The sequence below is a fragment of the Streptomyces uncialis genome, from assembly GCF_001905345.1.
In the GTDB taxonomy this organism is placed as follows: domain Bacteria; phylum Actinomycetota; class Actinomycetes; order Streptomycetales; family Streptomycetaceae; genus Streptomyces; species Streptomyces uncialis.
Window position 1 is genome coordinate 170784 of the sequence record NZ_LFBV01000012.1, and the last position, 18030, is coordinate 188813.

Annotated in this window: 18 protein-coding genes; 7 read left to right on the forward strand and 11 right to left on the reverse strand. The window is 67.5% G+C overall.

Features of this window, described 5'->3' with window-relative positions; all coding sequences use genetic code 11:
* Positions 1-168 precede the first annotated feature (168 nt).
* The 5 genes from acs (at position 169) to AB852_RS41220 (ending at position 5817) form a co-directional block, all read left to right on the forward strand.
* A complete protein-coding gene (gene acs / locus AB852_RS35910) occupies positions 169-2127 on the forward strand; it encodes an acetate--CoA ligase (RefSeq protein ID WP_399504915.1) in 1959 nt (652 codons plus the stop codon).
* 327 nt (positions 2128-2454) lie between these two features.
* Positions 2455-3849: a Na+/H+ antiporter NhaA gene (nhaA, locus tag AB852_RS35915; RefSeq protein WP_073795420.1), complete on the forward strand. Its 1395-nt coding sequence runs from the start codon at positions 2455-2457 to the stop codon at positions 3847-3849.
* A gap of 236 nt (positions 3850-4085) precedes the next feature.
* The gene (locus AB852_RS35920; protein ID WP_073795422.1) at positions 4086-4571 is read left to right on the forward strand and encodes a phage holin family protein; all 486 of its coding nucleotides are present in this window, start codon (positions 4086-4088) and stop codon (positions 4569-4571) included.
* A complete protein-coding gene (locus AB852_RS35925; protein WP_073795425.1) occupies positions 4568-5515 on the forward strand; it encodes an alpha/beta fold hydrolase in 948 nt (315 codons plus the stop codon). Before AB852_RS35920 ends, AB852_RS35925 begins: the two co-directional genes overlap by 4 nt.
* A gap of 110 nt (positions 5516-5625) precedes the next feature.
* On the forward strand, positions 5626-5817 hold the full coding sequence (locus AB852_RS41220) for a hypothetical protein (protein WP_073795427.1): 192 nt from the start codon (positions 5626-5628) through the stop codon (positions 5815-5817).
* A 614-nt stretch (positions 5818-6431) separates the two neighbouring features.
* Here the strand turns inward: AB852_RS41220 and AB852_RS35935 are convergent.
* The 7 genes from AB852_RS35935 to AB852_RS39060 all read right to left on the reverse strand — a co-directional run bounded on the left by AB852_RS35935 (position 6432) and on the right by AB852_RS39060 (position 11417).
* A complete protein-coding gene (locus AB852_RS35935; RefSeq protein ID WP_073795430.1) occupies positions 6432-7634 on the reverse strand; it encodes a MarP family serine protease in 1203 nt (400 codons plus the stop codon).
* A gap of 149 nt (positions 7635-7783) precedes the next feature.
* Positions 7784-8473 carry an NUDIX hydrolase gene (locus tag AB852_RS35940; protein WP_073795433.1) on the reverse strand — a complete coding sequence of 230 codons (690 nt, stop codon included), beginning with the start codon at positions 8471-8473 and terminating at the stop codon, positions 7784-7786.
* Between the two features lie 289 nt (positions 8474-8762).
* Positions 8763-9728: an endonuclease III domain-containing protein gene (locus AB852_RS35945; RefSeq protein WP_425444212.1), complete on the reverse strand. Its 966-nt coding sequence runs from the start codon at positions 9726-9728 to the stop codon at positions 8763-8765.
* Entirely contained in the window at positions 9725-9868 is a 144-nt protein-coding gene (locus AB852_RS41225; RefSeq protein WP_245877052.1) for a hypothetical protein, read from the reverse strand. Before AB852_RS41225 ends, AB852_RS35945 begins: the two co-directional genes overlap by 4 nt.
* A gap of 500 nt (positions 9869-10368) precedes the next feature.
* Positions 10369-10596: a hypothetical protein gene (locus AB852_RS39410; RefSeq protein ID WP_143201327.1), complete on the reverse strand. Its 228-nt coding sequence runs from the start codon at positions 10594-10596 to the stop codon at positions 10369-10371.
* A 12-nt stretch (positions 10597-10608) separates the two neighbouring features.
* Positions 10609-10794 carry a hypothetical protein gene (locus AB852_RS35955; protein WP_073795441.1) on the reverse strand — a complete coding sequence of 62 codons (186 nt, stop codon included), beginning with the start codon at positions 10792-10794 and terminating at the stop codon, positions 10609-10611.
* 347 nt (positions 10795-11141) lie between these two features.
* A complete protein-coding gene (locus AB852_RS39060; protein WP_107499449.1) occupies positions 11142-11417 on the reverse strand; it encodes a hypothetical protein in 276 nt (91 codons plus the stop codon).
* Positions 11418-12333: 916 nt separating this feature from the next.
* Here AB852_RS39060 and AB852_RS35965 point away from each other — a divergent pair.
* Both AB852_RS35965 and AB852_RS35970 read left to right on the forward strand, forming a co-directional pair.
* Positions 12334-13152 (forward strand): helix-turn-helix domain-containing protein, encoded by an 819-nt coding sequence (locus tag AB852_RS35965; RefSeq protein WP_073795445.1) that lies wholly within the window; start codon positions 12334-12336, stop codon positions 13150-13152.
* Entirely contained in the window at positions 13149-13364 is a 216-nt protein-coding gene (locus tag AB852_RS35970; RefSeq protein WP_073795448.1) for a DUF397 domain-containing protein, read from the forward strand. The genes AB852_RS35965 and AB852_RS35970 overlap by 4 nt, the downstream gene beginning before the upstream one ends.
* A 682-nt stretch (positions 13365-14046) precedes the next feature.
* Here AB852_RS35970 and AB852_RS35980 read toward each other — a convergent pair.
* The 4 genes from AB852_RS35980 to AB852_RS35995 form a co-directional block, all read right to left on the reverse strand.
* A complete protein-coding gene (locus tag AB852_RS35980; protein ID WP_073795452.1) occupies positions 14047-14307 on the reverse strand; it encodes a hypothetical protein in 261 nt (86 codons plus the stop codon).
* 212 nt (positions 14308-14519) lie between these two features.
* Complete coding sequence (locus AB852_RS35985; RefSeq protein ID WP_073795454.1) at positions 14520-14768, reverse strand: hypothetical protein; 249 nt, start codon at positions 14766-14768, stop codon at positions 14520-14522.
* Between the two features lie 177 nt (positions 14769-14945).
* A complete protein-coding gene (locus tag AB852_RS35990) occupies positions 14946-15749 on the reverse strand; it encodes a sigma factor (RefSeq protein WP_073795456.1) in 804 nt (267 codons plus the stop codon).
* Between the two features lie 393 nt (positions 15750-16142).
* The gene (locus AB852_RS35995; RefSeq protein ID WP_073795458.1) at positions 16143-17999 is read right to left on the reverse strand and encodes a DNA polymerase; all 1857 of its coding nucleotides are present in this window, start codon (positions 17997-17999) and stop codon (positions 16143-16145) included.
* Positions 18000-18030 lie beyond the last annotated feature (31 nt).

An 18030-nucleotide genomic window follows, 5' to 3' on the forward strand; every position in this document is an offset into this window, starting at 1 on the left:
CGTAGAAACCGGCCCTGGAAAGGGCCTTGACCGACCCGCGAGCTCCCGAGACGTTTCTCACACAGGTCTAAACCAATTTCCGGCCAGCCCTTGTCACCAGGCCCTTGCTTCTGGTGAGCTGTGGCGCGGAACACAGCGGACGCGGACCCCCTGGGAAAGGGAGATGTCGTGAGCAACGAAAGCCTGGCCAACCTGCTCAAGGAAGAGCGCAGGTTCGCGCCTCCCGCAGAGCTGGCCGCGCACGCCAACGTCAGCGCGGAGGCGTACACGCAGGCCAAGGCTGACAGGCTCGGCTTCTGGGCCGAGCAGGCCCGCCGCCTGACCTGGGCCACCGAACCCACCGAGACCCTCGACTGGTCGAACCCGCCGTTCGCGAAGTGGTTCGCCGACGGCAAACTGAACGTCGCGTACAACTGCGTGGACCGGCATGTGGAGGCCGGCCACGGCGACCGTGTCGCCATCCACTTCGAGGGCGAGCCGGGCGACAGCCGGGCCGTGACCTACGCCCAGCTCAAGGACGAGGTCTCCAAGGCCGCGCACGCCCTCACCGAACTCGGTGTCGGCAAGGGCGACCGGGTCGCGGTCTACCTTCCGATGATCCCCGAGGCGGTCGTCGCGATGCTCGCGTGCGCCCGGATCGGCGCCGCGCACTCCGTGGTCTTCGGCGGCTTCTCCGCCGACGCCATCGCGGCCCGTATCCAGGACGCCGACGCCAAGCTGGTGATCACCGCCGACGGCGGCTACCGCCGCGGCAAGCCGTCCGCGCTGAAGCCCGCCGTGGACGACGCGGTGAGCCGCGTCGAGGGCGTCGAGAAGGTCCTGGTCGTCCGCCGCACCGGCGAGGACGTCGCATGGACCGAGGGCCGCGACGTGTGGTGGCACGAGATCACCGAGCGCCAGTCCACCGAGCACACCCCCGAGGCGTTCGACGCCGAGCACCCGCTCTTCATCCTCTACACCTCGGGCACCACCGGGAAGCCCAAGGGCATCCTGCACACCTCCGGCGGCTACCTCACCCAGGCGGCCTACACCCACCACGCCGTCTTCGACCTCAAGCCGGAGACCGACGTCTACTGGTGCACCGCCGACATCGGCTGGGTCACCGGCCACTCGTACATCACCTACGGCCCGCTCGCCAACGGCGCCACCCAGGTCATGTACGAGGGCACCCCGGACACCCCGCACCAGGGCCGGTTCTGGGAGATCGTCCAGAAGTACGGGGTGACGATCCTGTACACCGCGCCCACCGCGATCCGCACCTTCATGAAGTGGGGCGACGAGATCCCGGCCAAGTTCGATCTGAGCAGCCTGCGGGTGCTCGGGTCGGTCGGCGAGCCGATCAACCCCGAAGCCTGGATCTGGTACCGCAAGCACATCGGCGGCGACCGCTGTCCGATCGTGGACACCTGGTGGCAGACCGAGACCGGCGCGATGATGATCTCGCCGCTGCCCGGCGTCACCGAGACCAAGCCGGGCTCCGCGCAGCGCGCGCTGCCCGGTATCGCCGCGACCGTCGTGGACGACGAGGCCCGTGAGGTCCCCGACGGCGGCGGTGGCTATCTGGTGCTCACCGAGCCGTGGCCGTCGATGCTGCGCACCATCTGGGGCGACGACCAGCGCTACCTCGACACCTACTGGTCCCGCTTCGAGGGCAAGTACTTCGCGGGCGACGGCGCCAAGAAGGACGAGGACGGCGACATCTGGCTGCTCGGCCGGGTGGACGACGTGATGCTCGTGTCCGGGCACAACATCTCCACCACCGAGGTCGAGTCGGCGCTCGTCTCGCACCCGGCGGTCGCGGAGGCGGCGGTCGTGGGCGCGGCGGACGAGACGACGGGCCAGGCCATCGTGGCCTTCGTGATCCTGCGGGGCAGCGCGAACGCCGACGACGAGAACCTCGTCGCCGATCTGCGCAACCACGTGGGCCGCACCCTCGGACCGATCGCCAAGCCGAAGCGCCTGCTCCCGGTGGCGGAGCTGCCGAAGACCCGTTCCGGCAAGATCATGCGGCGGCTGCTGCGCGATGTCGCGGAGAACCGCGCGCTGGGCGATGTCACCACGCTCACCGACTCGTCGGTGATGGACCTCATCCAGACCAAGCTCCCCGCCGCACCCGGCGAGGACTGAGACCCCCGGCCCCACGGGGCCACCCGCGTCACCCGACAGGGGCGTCCGGCCCGCGAGCGCGTCATCGCTCGCGCGCCGGACGCCCCTGTCCGGCTTATGGTGAAGATCATCCAGTACGCCCGTCCGACCAACCGGTAAGCTGTGCGACGCGTCAAGGTCACGTCAAGATCGACGCGCGGGCTCAAGTGATCCCGCGCACAGGCCGAAGGGCCCGTCTCGACCCCCAGGACGCAGCGAGTATCACAGGTGCGCCGGGAAGTCTGGTCGGCAATGTGAGTCGGCGACCCCGCCGGCTCCGTCAGCCGACACGCCCTGGAGGTCCGCACCGTGACCGCGCCGCACACCCCCCGCAAGCTCTTCGGACGACTGTCGCTCCCCGAGCGGAACTTCGTCGCGGAGGCGCTGCGGACCGAGACGGTCGGCGGTGTCCTGCTTCTCATCGCCGCCATCACCGCGCTGGTCTGGGCGAACACCCCGCTACGGGACAGCTACCAGAGCGTCAGCGACTTCCATATCGGCCCCGCCGCCCTCGGCCTCGACCTCTCGATCCGGCACTGGGCCGCCGACGGGCTCCTCGCGATCTTCTTCTTCGTCGCCGGGATCGAGCTGAAACGCGAACTCGTGGCAGGCGATCTGCGCGACCCCAAGGCCGCCGTACTGCCCGTGGTCGCCGCGCTGTGCGGCATGGCCGTCCCGGCCCTGGTCTACGTCGTCACCAATCTCGCCGGCGGCGGCTCGCTCAGCGGCTGGGCCGTCCCCACCGCCACCGACATCGCCTTCGCACTCGCCGTGCTCGCCGTCATCGGCACCTCGCTGCCGTCCGCGCTGCGCGCGTTCCTGCTGACCCTCGCCGTCGTCGACGACCTCTTCGCCATTCTGATCATCGCGGTCTTCTTCACCAGCGAACTGAACTTCGCGGCCCTCGGCGGCGCGGTCGTCGGCCTGGTCGTCTTCTGGCTCCTGCTGCGCAAGGAGGTCCGCGGCTGGTACGTGTACGTCCCGCTGGCGCTCGTCGTCTGGGGCCTGATGTACAACAGCGGCGTCCACGCGACGATCGCCGGTGTCGCCATGGGCCTGATGCTGCGCTGCTCCCGGCGCGAGGACGAGAAGCACTCCCCCGGTGAGCACATCGAGCACCTCGTACGGCCCATCTCAGCGGGACTCGCCGTACCGCTGTTCGCGCTGTTCAGCGCGGGGGTGCCGGTGTCCGGCGGGGCGCTCGCCGAGGTGTTCACCCGGCCCGAGACGCTGGGTGTCGTCCTCGGGCTGGTGCTCGGCAAGGCGGTCGGCATCTTCGGCGGCACCTGGCTGACCGCCCGGTTCACCCGCGCCTCGCTCAGCGACGATCTGGCCTGGCCGGACGTGTTCGCGGTGGCGACCCTCGCCGGCATCGGCTTCACCGTCTCCCTGCTGATCGGGGAACTCGCCTTCGCCGACGACCCCGCGCTGACCGCCGAGGTCAAGGCATCCGTACTGGTGGGCTCCCTCATCGCGGCCGTCCTCGCGGGCATCCTGCTGAAGGTCCGCAACAACCGGTACCGCACCCTCTGGGACGACGAGAACCGCGACGACGACCTGGACGGCATCCCCGACGTCTACGAGCAGGACAACCCGGAGTACCACCTCCGGATGGCCGCGATCCACGACCGCAAGGCCGAGGAACACCGGAGGCTTGCGAAAGTGACGGCCGGGGCAGGCGACGGGAGCGACAGTCCGGCATGATCTGACATCAAAGCGTCATCACCGCGGAACCCCGGCCGCCCCGGGGTCCCGGCCCCCGGGCCGGGACCGCACCGCCCGGTCCGTGGCCCCGGACGGCCCCACCGCCGGGGCACCGGATTCGCGGCGGCGATGACGCGCGTGGTGTCCGGCTCCCCGGACGCCGCGGATGTGAGGATCAGCCGCAGCAGCGCTCGCAGCCCTGAGGCTCCGAGCAGCTCAAGGAGAGGAAGAACGCGATGAGCGCACCCGACGCCCCCGTCGGCGCCGAACGCAGCCTCGGCACCCTGGTGGCCGGCGCCACCAGCGAGATGTCGGCACTGGTGCACGACGAGATCGCCCTGGCCAAGGCCCAGCTCCGGCAGGACGTCAAGCGCGGCGCCTTCAGCGGCGGCGCGTTCATCGCCGCCGGGACCGTACTGCTCTTCTCCCTGCCGATGCTCAGTTTCGCCCTGGCGTACGGCATCCAGGCGTGGAGCGGCTGGCACATCTCCGTGTGCTTCCTGCTGTCGTTCGCCGCGAACATCATCGTCGCCGCCGTGCTCGGGCTCATCGGTGTGTCCTTCGCGAAGAAGGCCAAGAAGGGCAAGGGCCCGCAGAAGGTCGCCGCGTCGGCCAAGCAGACGGCCGCCGTGCTCCAGCACGCCAAGCCTCACCCGCGCCCGGCACCCAAGGACGACGAGTTCCTGGAAACACCCGAGCTTGTGGCACGCTCGACCTCATGACGGACCCCGCCACACCTCCGGCGCAGCCTCCCTCGGTCGTACGGATCGAGGGCCCATGGACCCACCGCGACGTCGCCGCCAACGGCGCGCGTTTCCATATCGCGGAGCTGGGTGACGGGCCGCTCGTCCTGCTGCTGCACGGCTTCCCCGAGTTCTGGTGGACCTGGCGCCATCAGCTGGTGGCGCTCGCCGACGCCGGGTTCCGGGCCGTCGCGATGGATCTGCGCGGGGTGGGCGGCAGCGACCGCACCCCACGCGGCTACGACCCCGCGAACCTCGCGCTCGACATCACCGGGGTCGTGCGGTCGCTGGGCGAGCCGGACGCGGCCCTGGTGGGCCACGACCTCGGCGGCTATCTGGCGTGGACGGCGGCGGTGATGCGGCCCAAGCTGGTGCGGCGGCTCGCCGTGTCCTCGATGCCGCATCCGCGCCGCTGGCGCTCCGCGATGCTGTCGGACCCGCGGCAGACCGCGGCCGGGGGCCATATCTGGGGATTCCAGCGGCCCTGGCTGCCGGAACGTCAGCTCGTCGCGGACGAGGGCGCCCTGGTGGGGCGTCTGATCCGGGACTGGGCGGGGCCCGGGATCGGCGAGTTCCCCTCCGACCCGGTGGTGGAAACGTATCAGCGGGCCATGTGCATCCCGTCGACGGCGCACTGCGCGGTCGAGCCGTACCGGTGGATGGTGCGGTCGCTGGCGCGGCCCGACGGTATCCAGTTCAACCGGCGGATGAAGCGGCCGGTGCGGGTGCCCACCCTGCATCTGCACGGCTCCCTCGATCCGGTGATGCGGACGCGGAGCGCCGCGGGCTCCGGCGAGTACGTCGAAGCGCCCTACCGGTGGCGGCTGTTCGACGGGCTCGGGCACTTCCCCCATGAGGAGGACCCCGTGGCGTTCTCCACCGAGCTGGTGAACTGGCTGAAGGACCCCGAGCCGGACCGCTGACCCCGCCTCCGGGAGCAGCCGTGTGACGTCTGGCCAATTGCCTCCCGCATAGGCCGATTGGGGGCGCTCGGCACGATTACCGACCTTGGACCCCGGGCACACGTCGGGGTATGGGCTGGACGCACGACCACAGTGACACTGCACGCGACCGCCGCTCGGCCCCCGGGCGGGGTGCGATGCGGCGGAGCGGGGCACAGGACGTGAGCGGGGGTGGCGCCACCGCGGAGGCGATCGGTATCCCCCGCATTCTGCGGCGCCGTGCGCGGTGGGTCTCGGCCCGCTTGCGCCACACCAGAAGCTGAGCCCCGTGCGGGGAGCCCGACGGTTCTAGCGCGGTTCCCGTGCGGGCGGCTCGACGGTTCCCCCGTGGTTGCCCGCGCCCGTGGGTCTTCCCGGCTGAGCGCGGTTGTCCCTGCGCGGGTCCGACGGGGGTGCGCAGTTCCCCGCAGGTCGCCTTCGCTTGCGCTCCCGAGGTCTGTCCGGCTGGGCGCACCTGTTCCCTGCGCGGGTCGTTCGTGGGTGCGCAGTTCCTCGCGCCCCTGGGTTCGCCCGGCTGGGCGTACTTGTTCCTGTGCGGTCGCTCGTGGGTTTGCGCAGTTCCCCGCGCCCCTGAGGTCCCACCTGTGGGCGTGATTCTTCCCGTGCGGGTCCGACGGGGGTGCGCAGTTCCTCGCGCCCCTTTGGGGCGCCCCTGTCGGTTCTTCGGGGTGGGGTCCGCAGACGACTGACGAGCCTCCGAGGCTGAGGCGCCCCCGAAGGGGCGCGGGGAACTGCGCGAAAGACGAGGGCGGACCCGCACCCGAAGAGCGACCGTGATGGGGCAGCGTCCAGGGGCGCGGGGAACTGCGCACCCCACGGGCGACCCGCACCGGGACAAGTACGCCCAGCGCGGGGAACCCCGAAACCGAGCTGGAAGCTACAACGCGCAGCTGTCGCTGTCGACCTCCTGCTGGGACATCCGGCCGAGCCGGATGTCCTCCCGCACCTCGTCCGCCGTCAACGCGTACCCCGTATCGGGATCGTCCAGCGACTTCGCGAAGATCACCCCGTACACCCGCCCGTCGGGCGTCAGCAGGGGTCCGCCCGAGTTGCCCTGACGGACGGTCGCGTACAGCGAGTAGACGTCGCGGCGGACGGTGCCCCGGTGGTAGATGTCGGGGCCGTTCGCGGTGATGCGCCCCCGTACGCGCGCGGGGCGCACGTCGTACCGGCCGTTCTCGGGGAACCCGGCGACGATCGCGCCGTCCCCGCTGACCGCGTCCTTGTCGGTGACGAACTGGAGCGGGGGCGCCTTGAGGTCGGGCACGTCCAGCACCGCGATGTCCCGCCGCCAGTCGTAGAGCACGACCTTCGCGTCGTAGAGCCTGCCCAGACCCCCTATCTGCACCGTGGGCTCGTCGACCCCTCCGACGACATGCGCGTTGGTCATCACCCGGCGGTCGGCGAACACGAAGCCCGTGCCTTCGAGGATCTTGTCGCAACTGCTCGCCGTGCCGAGGACCTTGACGATGGAGCGCTTGGCGTTGGTGGCGACGGCGCTGCTGGCGAGGGCCTCGTCGGGCGGGCTGACCTCGGTGATGGGCTCGTTGGAGAAACGGTTGAAGACCTGCGGGAAACCGTTCTGCGCGAGGATCGAGGAGAAGTCGTCGAACCAGGTGTCGGCCTGGTCGGGCAGCGTCTCGGAGATCCCGAGCAGCACCCGGGAGCCGCGGACCTCCTTGCCGACCGTGGGCAGCGTCGTACCGGCGAGGGCCGAGCCGATCAGCCAGGCGACCAGCAGCATCGCCAGGACGTTGACCAGGGCGCCCCCGGTGGCGTCCAGGACGCGCGCGGGCGACCAGGTGATGTGGCGGCGCAGCCGGTTGCCCAGGTGGGTGGTGAACGCCTGGCCGACCGACGCGCAGACGATGACGATGACGACGGCGACGATGGACGCGGTGGTCCCGACCTCCGCGTCGTCCGTGAACGCGTCCCAGACCACCGGCAGCAGATAGACGGCGACGAGCCCGCCCCCGAGGAAACCGATGACCGACAGGATGCCGACGACGAATCCCTGGCGGTAGCCGACGATCGCGAACCACACGGCGGCCACCAGCAGCAGGATGTCCAGCACATTCACCGTTTCACGCCTCGCATTGCCTCGCCGTCCGCCATTTCCGTGCCGTGGCCGGGCCCGCCGGGGCCCCTGTCGCGCACCGCACGGTCGCCCACCTTGTCACGCACGGGTCCGCGCGCGGGCGCCCCGGGTCCGCGCGGGCGCACCCAGGATCACGCGCGCCAGTCGAGCGGGACCTGTCTGGAGCGGTCCCACGGGCGCTCCCAGCCCGCGTAGTGGAGCAGCCGGTCGATGACACCGGCGGTGAAGCCCCAGACGAGAGCGGACTCCACGAGGAAGGCCGGACCGCTGTGACCCGCGGGGTGGACGGCGGTGGCCCGCTTCTCGGGGTCCGTGAGGTCGGCCACGGGGACGGTGAACACCCGGGCCGTCTCGGCGGGGTCCATGACCCCGACGGGGCTGGGCTCTCGCCACCAGCCGAGGACAGGGGCGACGACGAAGCCGCTCACGGGGATGTACAGCTTGGGGAGCACGCCGAAGATCTGTACCCCGTGCGGATCGAGACCGGTCTCCTCCCATGCCTCGCGCAGCGCGGCCCGCACCGGGCCCTCGCCGTGCGGATCGCCGTCGGCGGGGTCGAGGGCGCCGCCGGGGAACGAGGGCTGGCCCGCGTGCGACCGCAGGGAGCCCGCGCGCTCCATCAGCAGCAGCTCGGGGCCCCGGCGCCCCTCACCGAACAGGACCAGCACCGCGGACTGACGGCCCGCGCCGTCCTCTGGCGGCAGGAATCTGCTGAGCTGGGTGGGCTCGACGGTCTCGGCAGCCCGGGCGACGGGGGCGAGCCAGGGCGGGAGACCGCCGCTGTGGACCTCCACAGCGCCCTGGAAGGGCCCGTAGGCCATCTCCACGGCTCCCGGGGCGGGCGCGGAACGGCCCACCGGGCGCGCCCTGTGACCCGGCCCCGGACGACCTGGCCCCGGCCCTTGCCCCGGGCCCGGGCCCGCACGGCCGTTCCGGGACGTGTCACGGTCGGCGCCGCCGCGCGCGAGATCCCGCTCGCCGCCGAAGTCGCCGTTGCCTGTGTGCGTCATGGGCACCCCCGTCCATACGACCTCAACGCCCACGCCCCCGCGGATGGTTCCGCCCTCACCGGACCCGTACGCACCGCCCGGCGCACGGGTGCCGGTGCCGTCATCCGGCCGTCCCGGAGGCGGTGGCCGCACCGAGCGGGGGCGCGGGCAGACCGCCCGCCTCCAGATACTCCTTCGGCGGGTTCAGCCGCTGGCCCGGGTAGCCGCCCTTCTCGTACTTCAGCAGCTTGCGGGCCTTGTCCGGGTCGGTCTCGCCCTCCCCGTACGCAGGGCACAGCGGGGCGATCGGGCAGGCGCCGCAGGCGGGTTTGCGGGCGTGGCAGATCCGGCGGCCGTGGAAGATCACCCGGTGCGACAGCATCGTCCAGTCGCTCTGCGGGAAGAGCTCGCCGACCGCCGTCTCGACCTTGTCCGGGTCGGTCTCCGCGGTCCACTTCCAGCGCCGCACCAGCCGCCCGAAGTGCGTGTCGACGGTGATGCCAGGCCGCCCGAAGGGGGTCGACACATTAGCACCATGGTTCGGATCACCCGCCCGGCTTGCCTCACAGGCGCACGCGTTCCCCGTGACCACGAAGGCGGTTTTCCGGCCCACACCAGGGAGTTTCACCAGCTCAGCAAGGGTTTCAGGGACCATGCCGTCATGGTCTCCCACCACGGCAGCAGCAAGCCGGGTGACGCTTCGAGCCTTGGCACGGAAGAACCCTGTGGACCTGATCAGGTTCTCAACGTCTGCCGGGTCGGCCCCTGCCAAATCGGCCGGGCGCGGGTACTTGGCGAACAGGGCCGGGGTCACCCGGTTCACGCGTAGGTCAGTCGTCTGTGCGCTGAGCACCGTGGCGAGCAACAGTTGCCACGCGTTCACGTGGTCAAGTTCGCAATGCGCATACGGGTAGGTCTCGGCAAGCGCACGGTTGATACGCCTTGCTCGCCGGACACGTGCTAGCCGGTTTTCTTCCGCCATGCCGTCAGAGTACGGGCCCGCGAAGGCCCTGTACGGCTGTCTGCGGGCACAGGAACGCCCCGCCCGGTTGGTAGCCGAACGGGGCTTTGCGTGTCTGTGGATCAGGCAGGCAGGCGCTTGCCGTGGATCACGTGGGGGCCGATGTCCAGCCCGTGTGTGGCCAGCAACAGGGCCGTACGGCGTTCACGGGTGAGCTGTGCGCGTTCCTGGCTCAATCGCTCTTGGCGCTGTACGTGAGCGGTCACGTACGGCCGGATGAGCCGTACATCCTCCCCCCGAAGGGGCTCAGGGGCGCTGTACGGGCTTTGGGGAGTCTTGAGGGCCGGGGGGCCGATCGGGACCTGAATGCGGCTCACAGGGGCGCTCAGGGGTTCCGCGATGGTCCGGTGTCGGCCCTTCGCGGGCAGGCACAGGGGAAGCAGGATGCGAAGGCACGCCACGAAGGCGCGCACGATAAGGTTGCGCACGTCAACAGGTCCAATCTGTTGGCCACGCCCCGGGAGTGTTACCAGCACTCGCCGGGGCACCTTGTTTTGTTGTGTAACGGAACCTAGCACGGGGCCGGTTGGTGTGTGAATGCTCCGTCCGCGAAGCATCGACAACCGCACGGACGGAGCGCTTCGACGTGGCCACGTCTCATCCCCTTCACTGATCGCCCAGCGTCAGAGAAGGGGGCCGTACACCATCGGAAATCCCCGAATTTCCGATGGCCCTGAGCCGGTGAATTCCGGCTCCGGTCTTTGGGCTACGCCCCAGCGTCGCGGGCTATTGCGTCCCAGCTTTCCGCCATGGCGTCCATTTCTGCGTCAGTGGCTACCAGGCCCGGATAACCGCCCATGGCGTAGGACTCCACGAAGTAACGCACCTGCGCGCGGGTCACGGTCACACGCACTTCGGGATTGTTCGCGTTCCAGAGTTCGACCGTGCGCGCTCCGTCGTCTCCCGGTTCCCCGGGGGCCCCTACCAGAATCACCGTGCTACCTCCTCAGATCTCTGACAGTTCAGCGTTCCGCATGAGCGTCTTGCCGTCCGGGTACTTCTTTTCCACGCGCCGCTTCGCTATCTCCTTGGCCTCTTCGGGAGTTTCTGCGGTGACCATTTCATAAACTCCCTTGTCCGGCTGGTTGAGACTGGTCACGATTCCGAGCACTCGGAATGTCGTCCTCGCCATGTCTCCCTCTTTCGTCGTGGGTGGTGGCCCCGACCACCAGCACGGGGGCGGACGGTGATCGGGGCCGGGGGTGCAGAGCGCGGCACCCCCTCACCTCCCGGTATCTGACCGGGAGGGGTGTGGGTGGTCCGTCCGACTGACGCTGTCCATGAACCAGCCGGACGGACCGGTTTGCCGCCCCACATGATGAACCCGCTATCTCTGAGTGGCCGGGTATTCAGGGGGCGGACACTTTCAGCCCGTACGGGCCAGCAACACGAGCAGGAAGCCAATGCCGACGTACGAGAAGAAGAAGAACGCGGCTACGGCACGGGCGCGTAACCATAAGCTGAAGCGGGTGCGCCGTTTCACGTCGTTCCGTCTGCGACGGTTTCGGGGTCCACGCCGGTAGGCGGGTGCCATCGAAGAGCGTCATGGACAGTCCGCGAATAGAACGTGTGGCCCGTGGTCATGAGGTGAAACGACATCCACGCTTCCGCGTATTCGTGATCGGGCTCCTTCTCCCTTTCCCGTTCGGGCAACGCCTCATTGCAGTCATCAGTGATGCACACAACGGCTACTTCGTAGCCTTCGGATGCGACCACTTCCGGATTCCAGTCCTTGTACTGCTCACGTTTGCTCATGGCGTTACCTCTTCGCTCTTCACAGACTGGCCGTCATGCTGGGGGTGGCGACGGAGAAGAACGCGGCAGTCAATCGCTTTGGCCATGTCTCCGCTTTCTTCAGCCGTCTGCAATTCGCCGGTCAGCCGGTCACATTCTTCGCAGGTATTCACAACCACCCTCCCGAGCGCCGGTTTGCCGTCTGCACTTCGGATCGAATTCGCTCCATGACGGGACTGTGCGACCGGTCGTCGGCCGGGGGCGAGTCGTCCGTGTCTTCGTCCGGGGAGCACGTTGACCGGTCGGGGCACGGGGCCTTGCCGCACCGGCAGGGGGGCCACGCGAAGACCGACGTGGACGACGGCTGTTCGGGGGTGCACCACTGGCCGGACATCACAGCCCCGCCCGGGTGTCCGTGGAACGTCGGTGGGGGTGTTGGGTGATGATCCGGTTGAAGCCCGCACGGGTGCCGTGGGTGGTGTTCTTCCGGCCCCGGTCTGCCGCGAAGCAGATGCGGCACTCAGGGACGGGTACGGGCTCAAGTCCGGGCGCTGACGGCCGTTCGACGCTGCCCCCGCCCGTCACCGGTCGCCCCTCCTGCCGGTCGTGAGCGCCACCAGGGGGCCACGGTGCTCCGCAAGGCGCTTGAGCGCCGGTCGGTGGCTGTCAAGGCGTGCGGCTACCCGTGCGCGTCGCTCAACTGGCGTCAGCGCGGGGCTTCGTGTCGGCAACGGTTCGGTGCTGGGCAGTAAGGCGCGGCGCTTCAAGTCGCTGGCGCGGGAACCACTGGTCATGGCTGCCTCCTTGCTCCCCCCGGTTTCAGCGGGTGACCAGATGAGCACAACTAGAGCTAGGCGAAGCCCCGTTAACGGCGAAGCGTTAACACATCGAACGTTGTTCGACGCCTTCGAGAGAGCGAAAGCAAGAGGTCAGAGCTATGGATGATGACACCCCTCAGACACCGTTAACTCCCGTTGAACAATTCGGCGTACACGTTCGAGAGATGCGGACAGCACGCAAAATGGGCGTGCGCGGGCTAGGCAAGGCGATCGGTTGTTCCGGTGCCTACGTCTCCAAGGTGGAGACCGCGAAGCTTGTGCCGAACATGCGGTTCGCGGAAGGGTGCGACAGAGTCTTTGGCACCGGAACGCTACTGGCGCACCAACTCAGGCGTGCCCTTGAGGGAGACCACCCCGATTGGTTCGAGCCGTACACCCAGCGCGAGCGCAAGGCCGCTCAGATTTTCGACTACAGCACCATGTTCGTGCCGGGGCTGTTTCAGACTCCCGACTACGCCCGTGCCCTCTACCGCGCGGGTGCCCCCCGACTGTCAGGGGCGGCAATCGAGTCTCGGCTAGAAGCCCGTATGCGCCGACATGAAGTGCTCGAACGTGACAACCCCGCTGAAGTCTGGGCAATTCTCTACGAAGCGGCCGTGCGCACACTAGTTGGGTCACGCCGGGTGATGGCTCAACAGCTTGAGCGGCTAGTGGCTGAGGCGGACGCGCCGAACGTCACCATTCAGTTCATCCCGTTCGACGTGGTACCAGCCATCGGCACGGCGTTCACCCTTCTGACCTTCGAACGAGGTTCGACCGTGCTTCACGTCGAAGGCCCTCAAGGGGGCCGCCCGCTGGACACACCGAAGGCGGTGAAGACCGGCGTGGCTATCTTTGATCGCCTACGGGCTGAGGCGCTGGGGCATGATGCGTCTGTGGCCCACATCCAAGAGATCCACAAGGAGTACGCACGATGATTTCCGATTTCGACGCCACAAGCGCCGCTTGGAGCAAGAGCACCCATAGCGGCCCCGATGGCGGAACATGCGTCGAGTGGGCACCCGCGCACGCGTCCGCTACCGGTGCTGTTCCCATACGGGACAGCAAGGCCCCTGACGGCCCGGTTCTCATGGTGTCTGCTACCGCGTTCGCCGGATTGGTGACGATGGCCAAGCGCGCCCAGCTCTAGCCCCATGCCCGCCTGTACGGCGCAGTGAGCCCCGTTCCCGCCTGTGCTGGGGAACGGGGCTCAGTCGTGCTACGCGGCCATTGCCGTGCCGTCTACGTCGCCTTGGTGGTGCCCGTGACACCCGTAGTCACACGCTGACCAAAGGGTTCCGGGGTGCATGTGGTAGGTGCCTGACGCCGGGTTCAGGTACCACTCAGACGCGCCCACCATGGCCCCGGTCTGAGCGTCACGCACCATGACGCGGAACCCGTCGTACCTCGCTGGCAGAAGACGGCTGACAAGCACCCCTTGCGCCCGCAGCACCGCCCCGACTCCCTCACAGTCCGTGACTGCTTCGGTGGCAAGTTCTCTTGGCAGGTGGGGGCACTCGAACCACGTCAGTCTGTTGTCTTCCAGCTTCGGCACGCTCACATTCACCACGATTCCCCCCGCACTCTGTGTAACCATCACTTCACAATAGGACACGGGTTCGATTTCCGGAAGTGCACATCCGGAACGATGCAATCCCCCGCCCCGCGCACGTTAGGACCCGTTAACCGTACAGATGGTTGTAGCCTCTGACCTGCGGTTTTTACCGTTCCTTGATCACCCTAGTTCATTGTGACGTATGTCACAACCAATTTACGCCGTGATGAATTCAAGCCAAATAGAAAAGCCCCCGCCAATTGGCGGGGGCTGAGCACTACAGATACGAATCCGCTTCGACCATGAGGCGAATTCCCTCATGCACCACACGGCGGATACGGTCGCTGTTCCCTTCGGCTTGCACGTAGTTCGCGGTAAGCCAGTCGCACGCGGCTTGCCACGTGGCGGAATCGGCGAGAGTCCGGCCGTCACGCTTCACGATTTCGAAAACGGCCGAAGCCTGAGCATCCGTACTCAGGTCTTCGGCAGCGCCGAATACTTGAGCGAGGAATGCCGCACGGGTTTCGTCGGTCATCATGGCCCCCGTCAGTCGAGTAGCACGTACAGGGAAATGGCGATCAATAGCACCATCACCACCCGGTCAACCAGCGACACGGGAACATGCCGCTTGCCGCCGCACGTACATGAGAAGCCTTCATGCCAGTGACATGAGGAGTGATGTTCTGCCGACTTGCTCACTACTACCCCTCCGGGTTTCGGTGCGGATCAGTGACTCACATGAGTCACTGCCTACCAGCGGGATACACCTTCGGCCAGCCGTGCCGCGCGGAGCGGCGAACGGTCCGGTACCTCAACGGCCTTCGCCGCATCGATGAGCCACGCGGCAAGCACCCGCGCTTCGTCCGGCGTCAGCTTCACCCGGTCCCCCGGTATGGCGACGCTGAGAACCCCGCGTTCCTTGTCGTTGTGCCATGCCAGCACCCGCCCCCCACCCTTGACGGTAAGGGTGCCCTTCGTCTCACGCGTGACGTTCAGCATTCGGCTTCTCCTTCGCTCAGGGTTCAAGTTCTTCAAGGTCAAGCAAGAGCGCGTATGCGTCATCGGCGCTCATGTTCACGGTGGCCACGGTGCGCCCGGCAGGGTCGCGTACGTGCATGTCCACGGCCATTCCGACACGCCGGACTTCGACGGTTCCGCCGTCTGCGGTTGTGTACGTCACGCGGCTGCCGTCCAGAGTTCCGCGAACCGGTCCTTGGCCTTACTGCGGACGATGCGCACTTGCCGGAGCGGTATCCCGTAATCGCGCGAGAGTTCTTCGTCCCGCTCCGTGCCGTAGTAGTCCACGGGGACGATGCCGGTTAGGGCCATGAGAACAACCCTGTGCTGTTTGCCCATCCGGCTCAGGGTCTTGCGGACCTTGACGCCGGTGCGCTTGCTGCGCTCTTTGGCATAGTCGTTGGGTTCGAGAAGATCGGCGGGAACTTCGGCTTCAACGGCCAGCCGGTCAGCGAGCGTGACGCTTTCCCCCATATCCGTCTCGCCAAGCGGGGCGTCAAGGTACTCAAGACCCTGGTAGCTCAATCGGGCCGCGTACGCCATTTCCGCACTGAGTCGCCGGTCCCCCATGGCTTCCGGCGTGGTCGCCATCCATTCGGCTTCGTACGGGTCGCCACCGGCTATGGACAATGCCCGCTCGAAGGCGGCAGCAACGGAGCGGGAAACACCTTGCCGGGTCTCTTCCTTGCGACTGTCGCTCATGGCCCCTTTGAGGGTGCGGTCAATGAAGGTGAAGAACTCCGCCACGGTCGTGCCGTTGAACCGCTTGAGGCCATCCCATATGGCTATCCGGCCGACTTGGGCAAGGTCTTCGGCAAGGGTGTGATCCGTGCGCCCGCCACCCGTGGCGTACTTCCATGCAAGTTGATTGACGCGCTCTTCGGTGGCCTTGACGACTGCCGTGACGGCTCCAAGGTCGTTGTCCTTGGCAGCGGCAATCTGAGCTTCGGAAAGGTCGATCATGTGGAGTGCTCCGCGTGTTCCGTGGCGTGTTTGCACTCCGCTGGGGAGCGCAAGGGTTGCCCGGAACGGGGCGAAGCAAGCGCAAGACCGATGACCCCGGGAAGGGGCCGTGCGTCTGGACATGCGGGGGTATGACTAAGCCCCGTCCGGGACGCTTCGGACGGGGCTTGCGCATTGCCTTCGTCGTGGCGTGCACCACAGACAACGGCGTATCGGTGTCAGCTACAACGGTGTTTCTGAGGGGTTAGACCGTTGGTCTTTTGGATGGTTGCAGGTCGTGCCGAAGGCGCAATGCGACTACCCCCAGCGCAGTACCGCCCGAATTTCTTCTCATCCCTAGGGGCGACAAGGTCACGACCGGATAACGGGGCAGTGACTCACGTGAGTCACTGCCTAGACGTCGGCCCCGTAGAGCGAACCCCATGACCGGCCGCCCACGTCCGCCGCGCTGACGATGGGGACCCCGAACAGGTCGACGGTCATTGCTTTCTCAAATGCCCGCGCGTATTCCTCGGCTTCGCCAGCGGGCACCGACGCGAGAATTTCGTCATGGATCGGCAAGCGCATAGCGTCGAGAAGACCGGCGCTTTCGGCATTCAAGAGCGCCTGCCCCAAAAGGTCCCGCGCGGCTGACTGGCACTGATAATTCACGACGGCATAGGTGCGGTCCCTGTCGAGCGGCATACGCCTGCCAGTGGCCGACACGGTGACCATTCCGGTTGCCCGCGCCTCACGCTGCCAGCGGACCGACGCGCGCCGGATCTCAGGAAAGATGCGGTCATACTCCGTTACCGCTCGGCGGATCTCTTCTTCGGATGCCCCGGTCTGTCGGGCCAGCGTCACAACCCCGCCCCCGTACACCTTTCCCAGTCCAGCGGATTTGAAGAGCTTCCGGTCCCCCGCTGTTGCTTCGAGACCCTTGATGAGCCGAGCCGTGAACATGTGAATGTCGAAATCGGCGCTATCGGATTGGAATCCTTCTTTCATGCGTCGCACATTCGCCAGCGCGGCAAGCACTCGCATTTCTACGGCCTGAAAGTCGGTGCTCACCATGACGTGGCCTTCGTCGGCAAGAAGGCAACGCCGGATCATGTGGTCAGTGCTTGGGAGCGTCTGGAGTGCCGGACGGCTGATCGACATACGCCCCGTGCGCGCGGCCATGGGGGATATCTGCGGGTGAACGCGCCCCTGTTCGTCGGCAGTCTCCAGGAACGTGCCTACATACGCCTTGCGCCACTTGCCCGCGCGCCTGCTCCGCAAGACCGCTTCGGCCAACGGGTTGGGTGACCGGACGCCTAGGCGTTCCCATTGCAAGTCCATGTCGGCCAATGCCAAGAGAACGGCTTTGTCCACCTTGACGGCCCCGCCTGCCGTCCGCTCCGTCAGCGACTCCCCCATACCGGCAAGGGCTTCCGCGATCTGCCGGTTTGAGTTGACGGATTCGACGCCGTACCGCGCTGCCCTTTCGGCGTTCTCGCGCGCATCCTCCGTAAGGGCCGAATCAAGCTCAACGGTGAATTCGCGGTCAAGGACCATTCCCTTGCGCTGCATGTGCGCGCATATTCGGGATATCTCGTGTTCGTAGTCAACGAGCCGTTCGCGCACGTCCAGCCGCTCAAGCTCAGCGGCAAGGATCGGTGCCAGCCGGGCCGTGAGGATTACGTCTAGTCCGGCGTACAGGTTGTAGGTCGGGTGCCCCAGCGGGATGCGGGCAAAGCCGTTGGCCTTCGTGAACCCCAGCGACCGAAAGACGGCCGTAAGGTCCCCCTGGGTGTCCGGGGCCGCCCGGTCCACGTAGTACGCCGAAAGGGGCTTGAGGGCCGTCCCAATGCCCCCTTCGTGAGTTTGGCGCGGGTCCACCAGCGCGGCCATTACGCGCGTGTCTCGCGTCCGGGGCGCTAGGTCTTCGAGCGGAATTCCTGCATGCCGGTCCAGCACCGCCCAATCGAAGGCCGCGTTGTGGATCAGGAAACGGCGGACCTTCGTCAGTGCCTCAACAGCAGCGCGCCGGAAGTGGCCCCCCTTCTCCCAGTGGATTACCCATGCGTCGTGCGCATCTCCGAACTGAACGGTCCTCAGGCGGTAGCCGGTCGAATAGACCTCAAGCCCGCTGGTCTCTGTGTCCAGCGCGACCGGTCCCCGCTTACTGGCGAGACGCGCCCACTCAAGGAACAAGCCCAGCTCTTCAGGGGTGGCCGGTACGTGGATGGTCACTACGTCATTGGCAACGTTGTGCCGGTAGGTCAGCACGCGATCTCTCCTTGAACGCAAACAGACCAGT

What these genes read in the sequence shown, in the direction of transcription:
- AB852_RS35920 (WP_073795422.1), top strand. Translation starts at nt 4,086, where the DNA reads ATGAGCGCACCCGACGCCCCCGTCGGCGCCGAACGCAGCCTCGGCACC.
- AB852_RS35925 (WP_073795425.1), top strand. Translation starts at nt 4,568, where the DNA reads ATGACGGACCCCGCCACACCTCCGGCGCAGCCTCCCTCGGTCGTACGG.
- AB852_RS41220 (WP_073795427.1), top strand. Translation starts at nt 5,626, where the DNA reads ATGGGCTGGACGCACGACCACAGTGACACTGCACGCGACCGCCGCTCG.
- AB852_RS35940 (WP_073795433.1), bottom strand. Translation starts at nt 8,473, where the DNA reads ATGGCCTACGGGCCCTTCCAGGGCGCTGTGGAGGTCCACAGCGGCGGT.
- AB852_RS35955 (WP_073795441.1), bottom strand. Translation starts at nt 10,794, where the DNA reads ATGGCGAGGACGACATTCCGAGTGCTCGGAATCGTGACCAGTCTCAAC.
- AB852_RS39060 (WP_107499449.1), bottom strand. Translation starts at nt 11,417, where the DNA reads ATGAGCAAACGTGAGCAGTACAAGGACTGGAATCCGGAAGTGGTCGCA.
- AB852_RS35965 (WP_073795445.1), top strand. Translation starts at nt 12,334, where the DNA reads ATGGATGATGACACCCCTCAGACACCGTTAACTCCCGTTGAACAATTC.
- AB852_RS35970 (WP_073795448.1), top strand. Translation starts at nt 13,149, where the DNA reads ATGATTTCCGATTTCGACGCCACAAGCGCCGCTTGGAGCAAGAGCACC.
- AB852_RS35980 (WP_073795452.1), bottom strand. Translation starts at nt 14,307, where the DNA reads ATGATGACCGACGAAACCCGTGCGGCATTCCTCGCTCAAGTATTCGGC.
- AB852_RS35985 (WP_073795454.1), bottom strand. Translation starts at nt 14,768, where the DNA reads ATGCTGAACGTCACGCGTGAGACGAAGGGCACCCTTACCGTCAAGGGT.
- AB852_RS35990 (WP_073795456.1), bottom strand. Translation starts at nt 15,749, where the DNA reads ATGATCGACCTTTCCGAAGCTCAGATTGCCGCTGCCAAGGACAACGAC.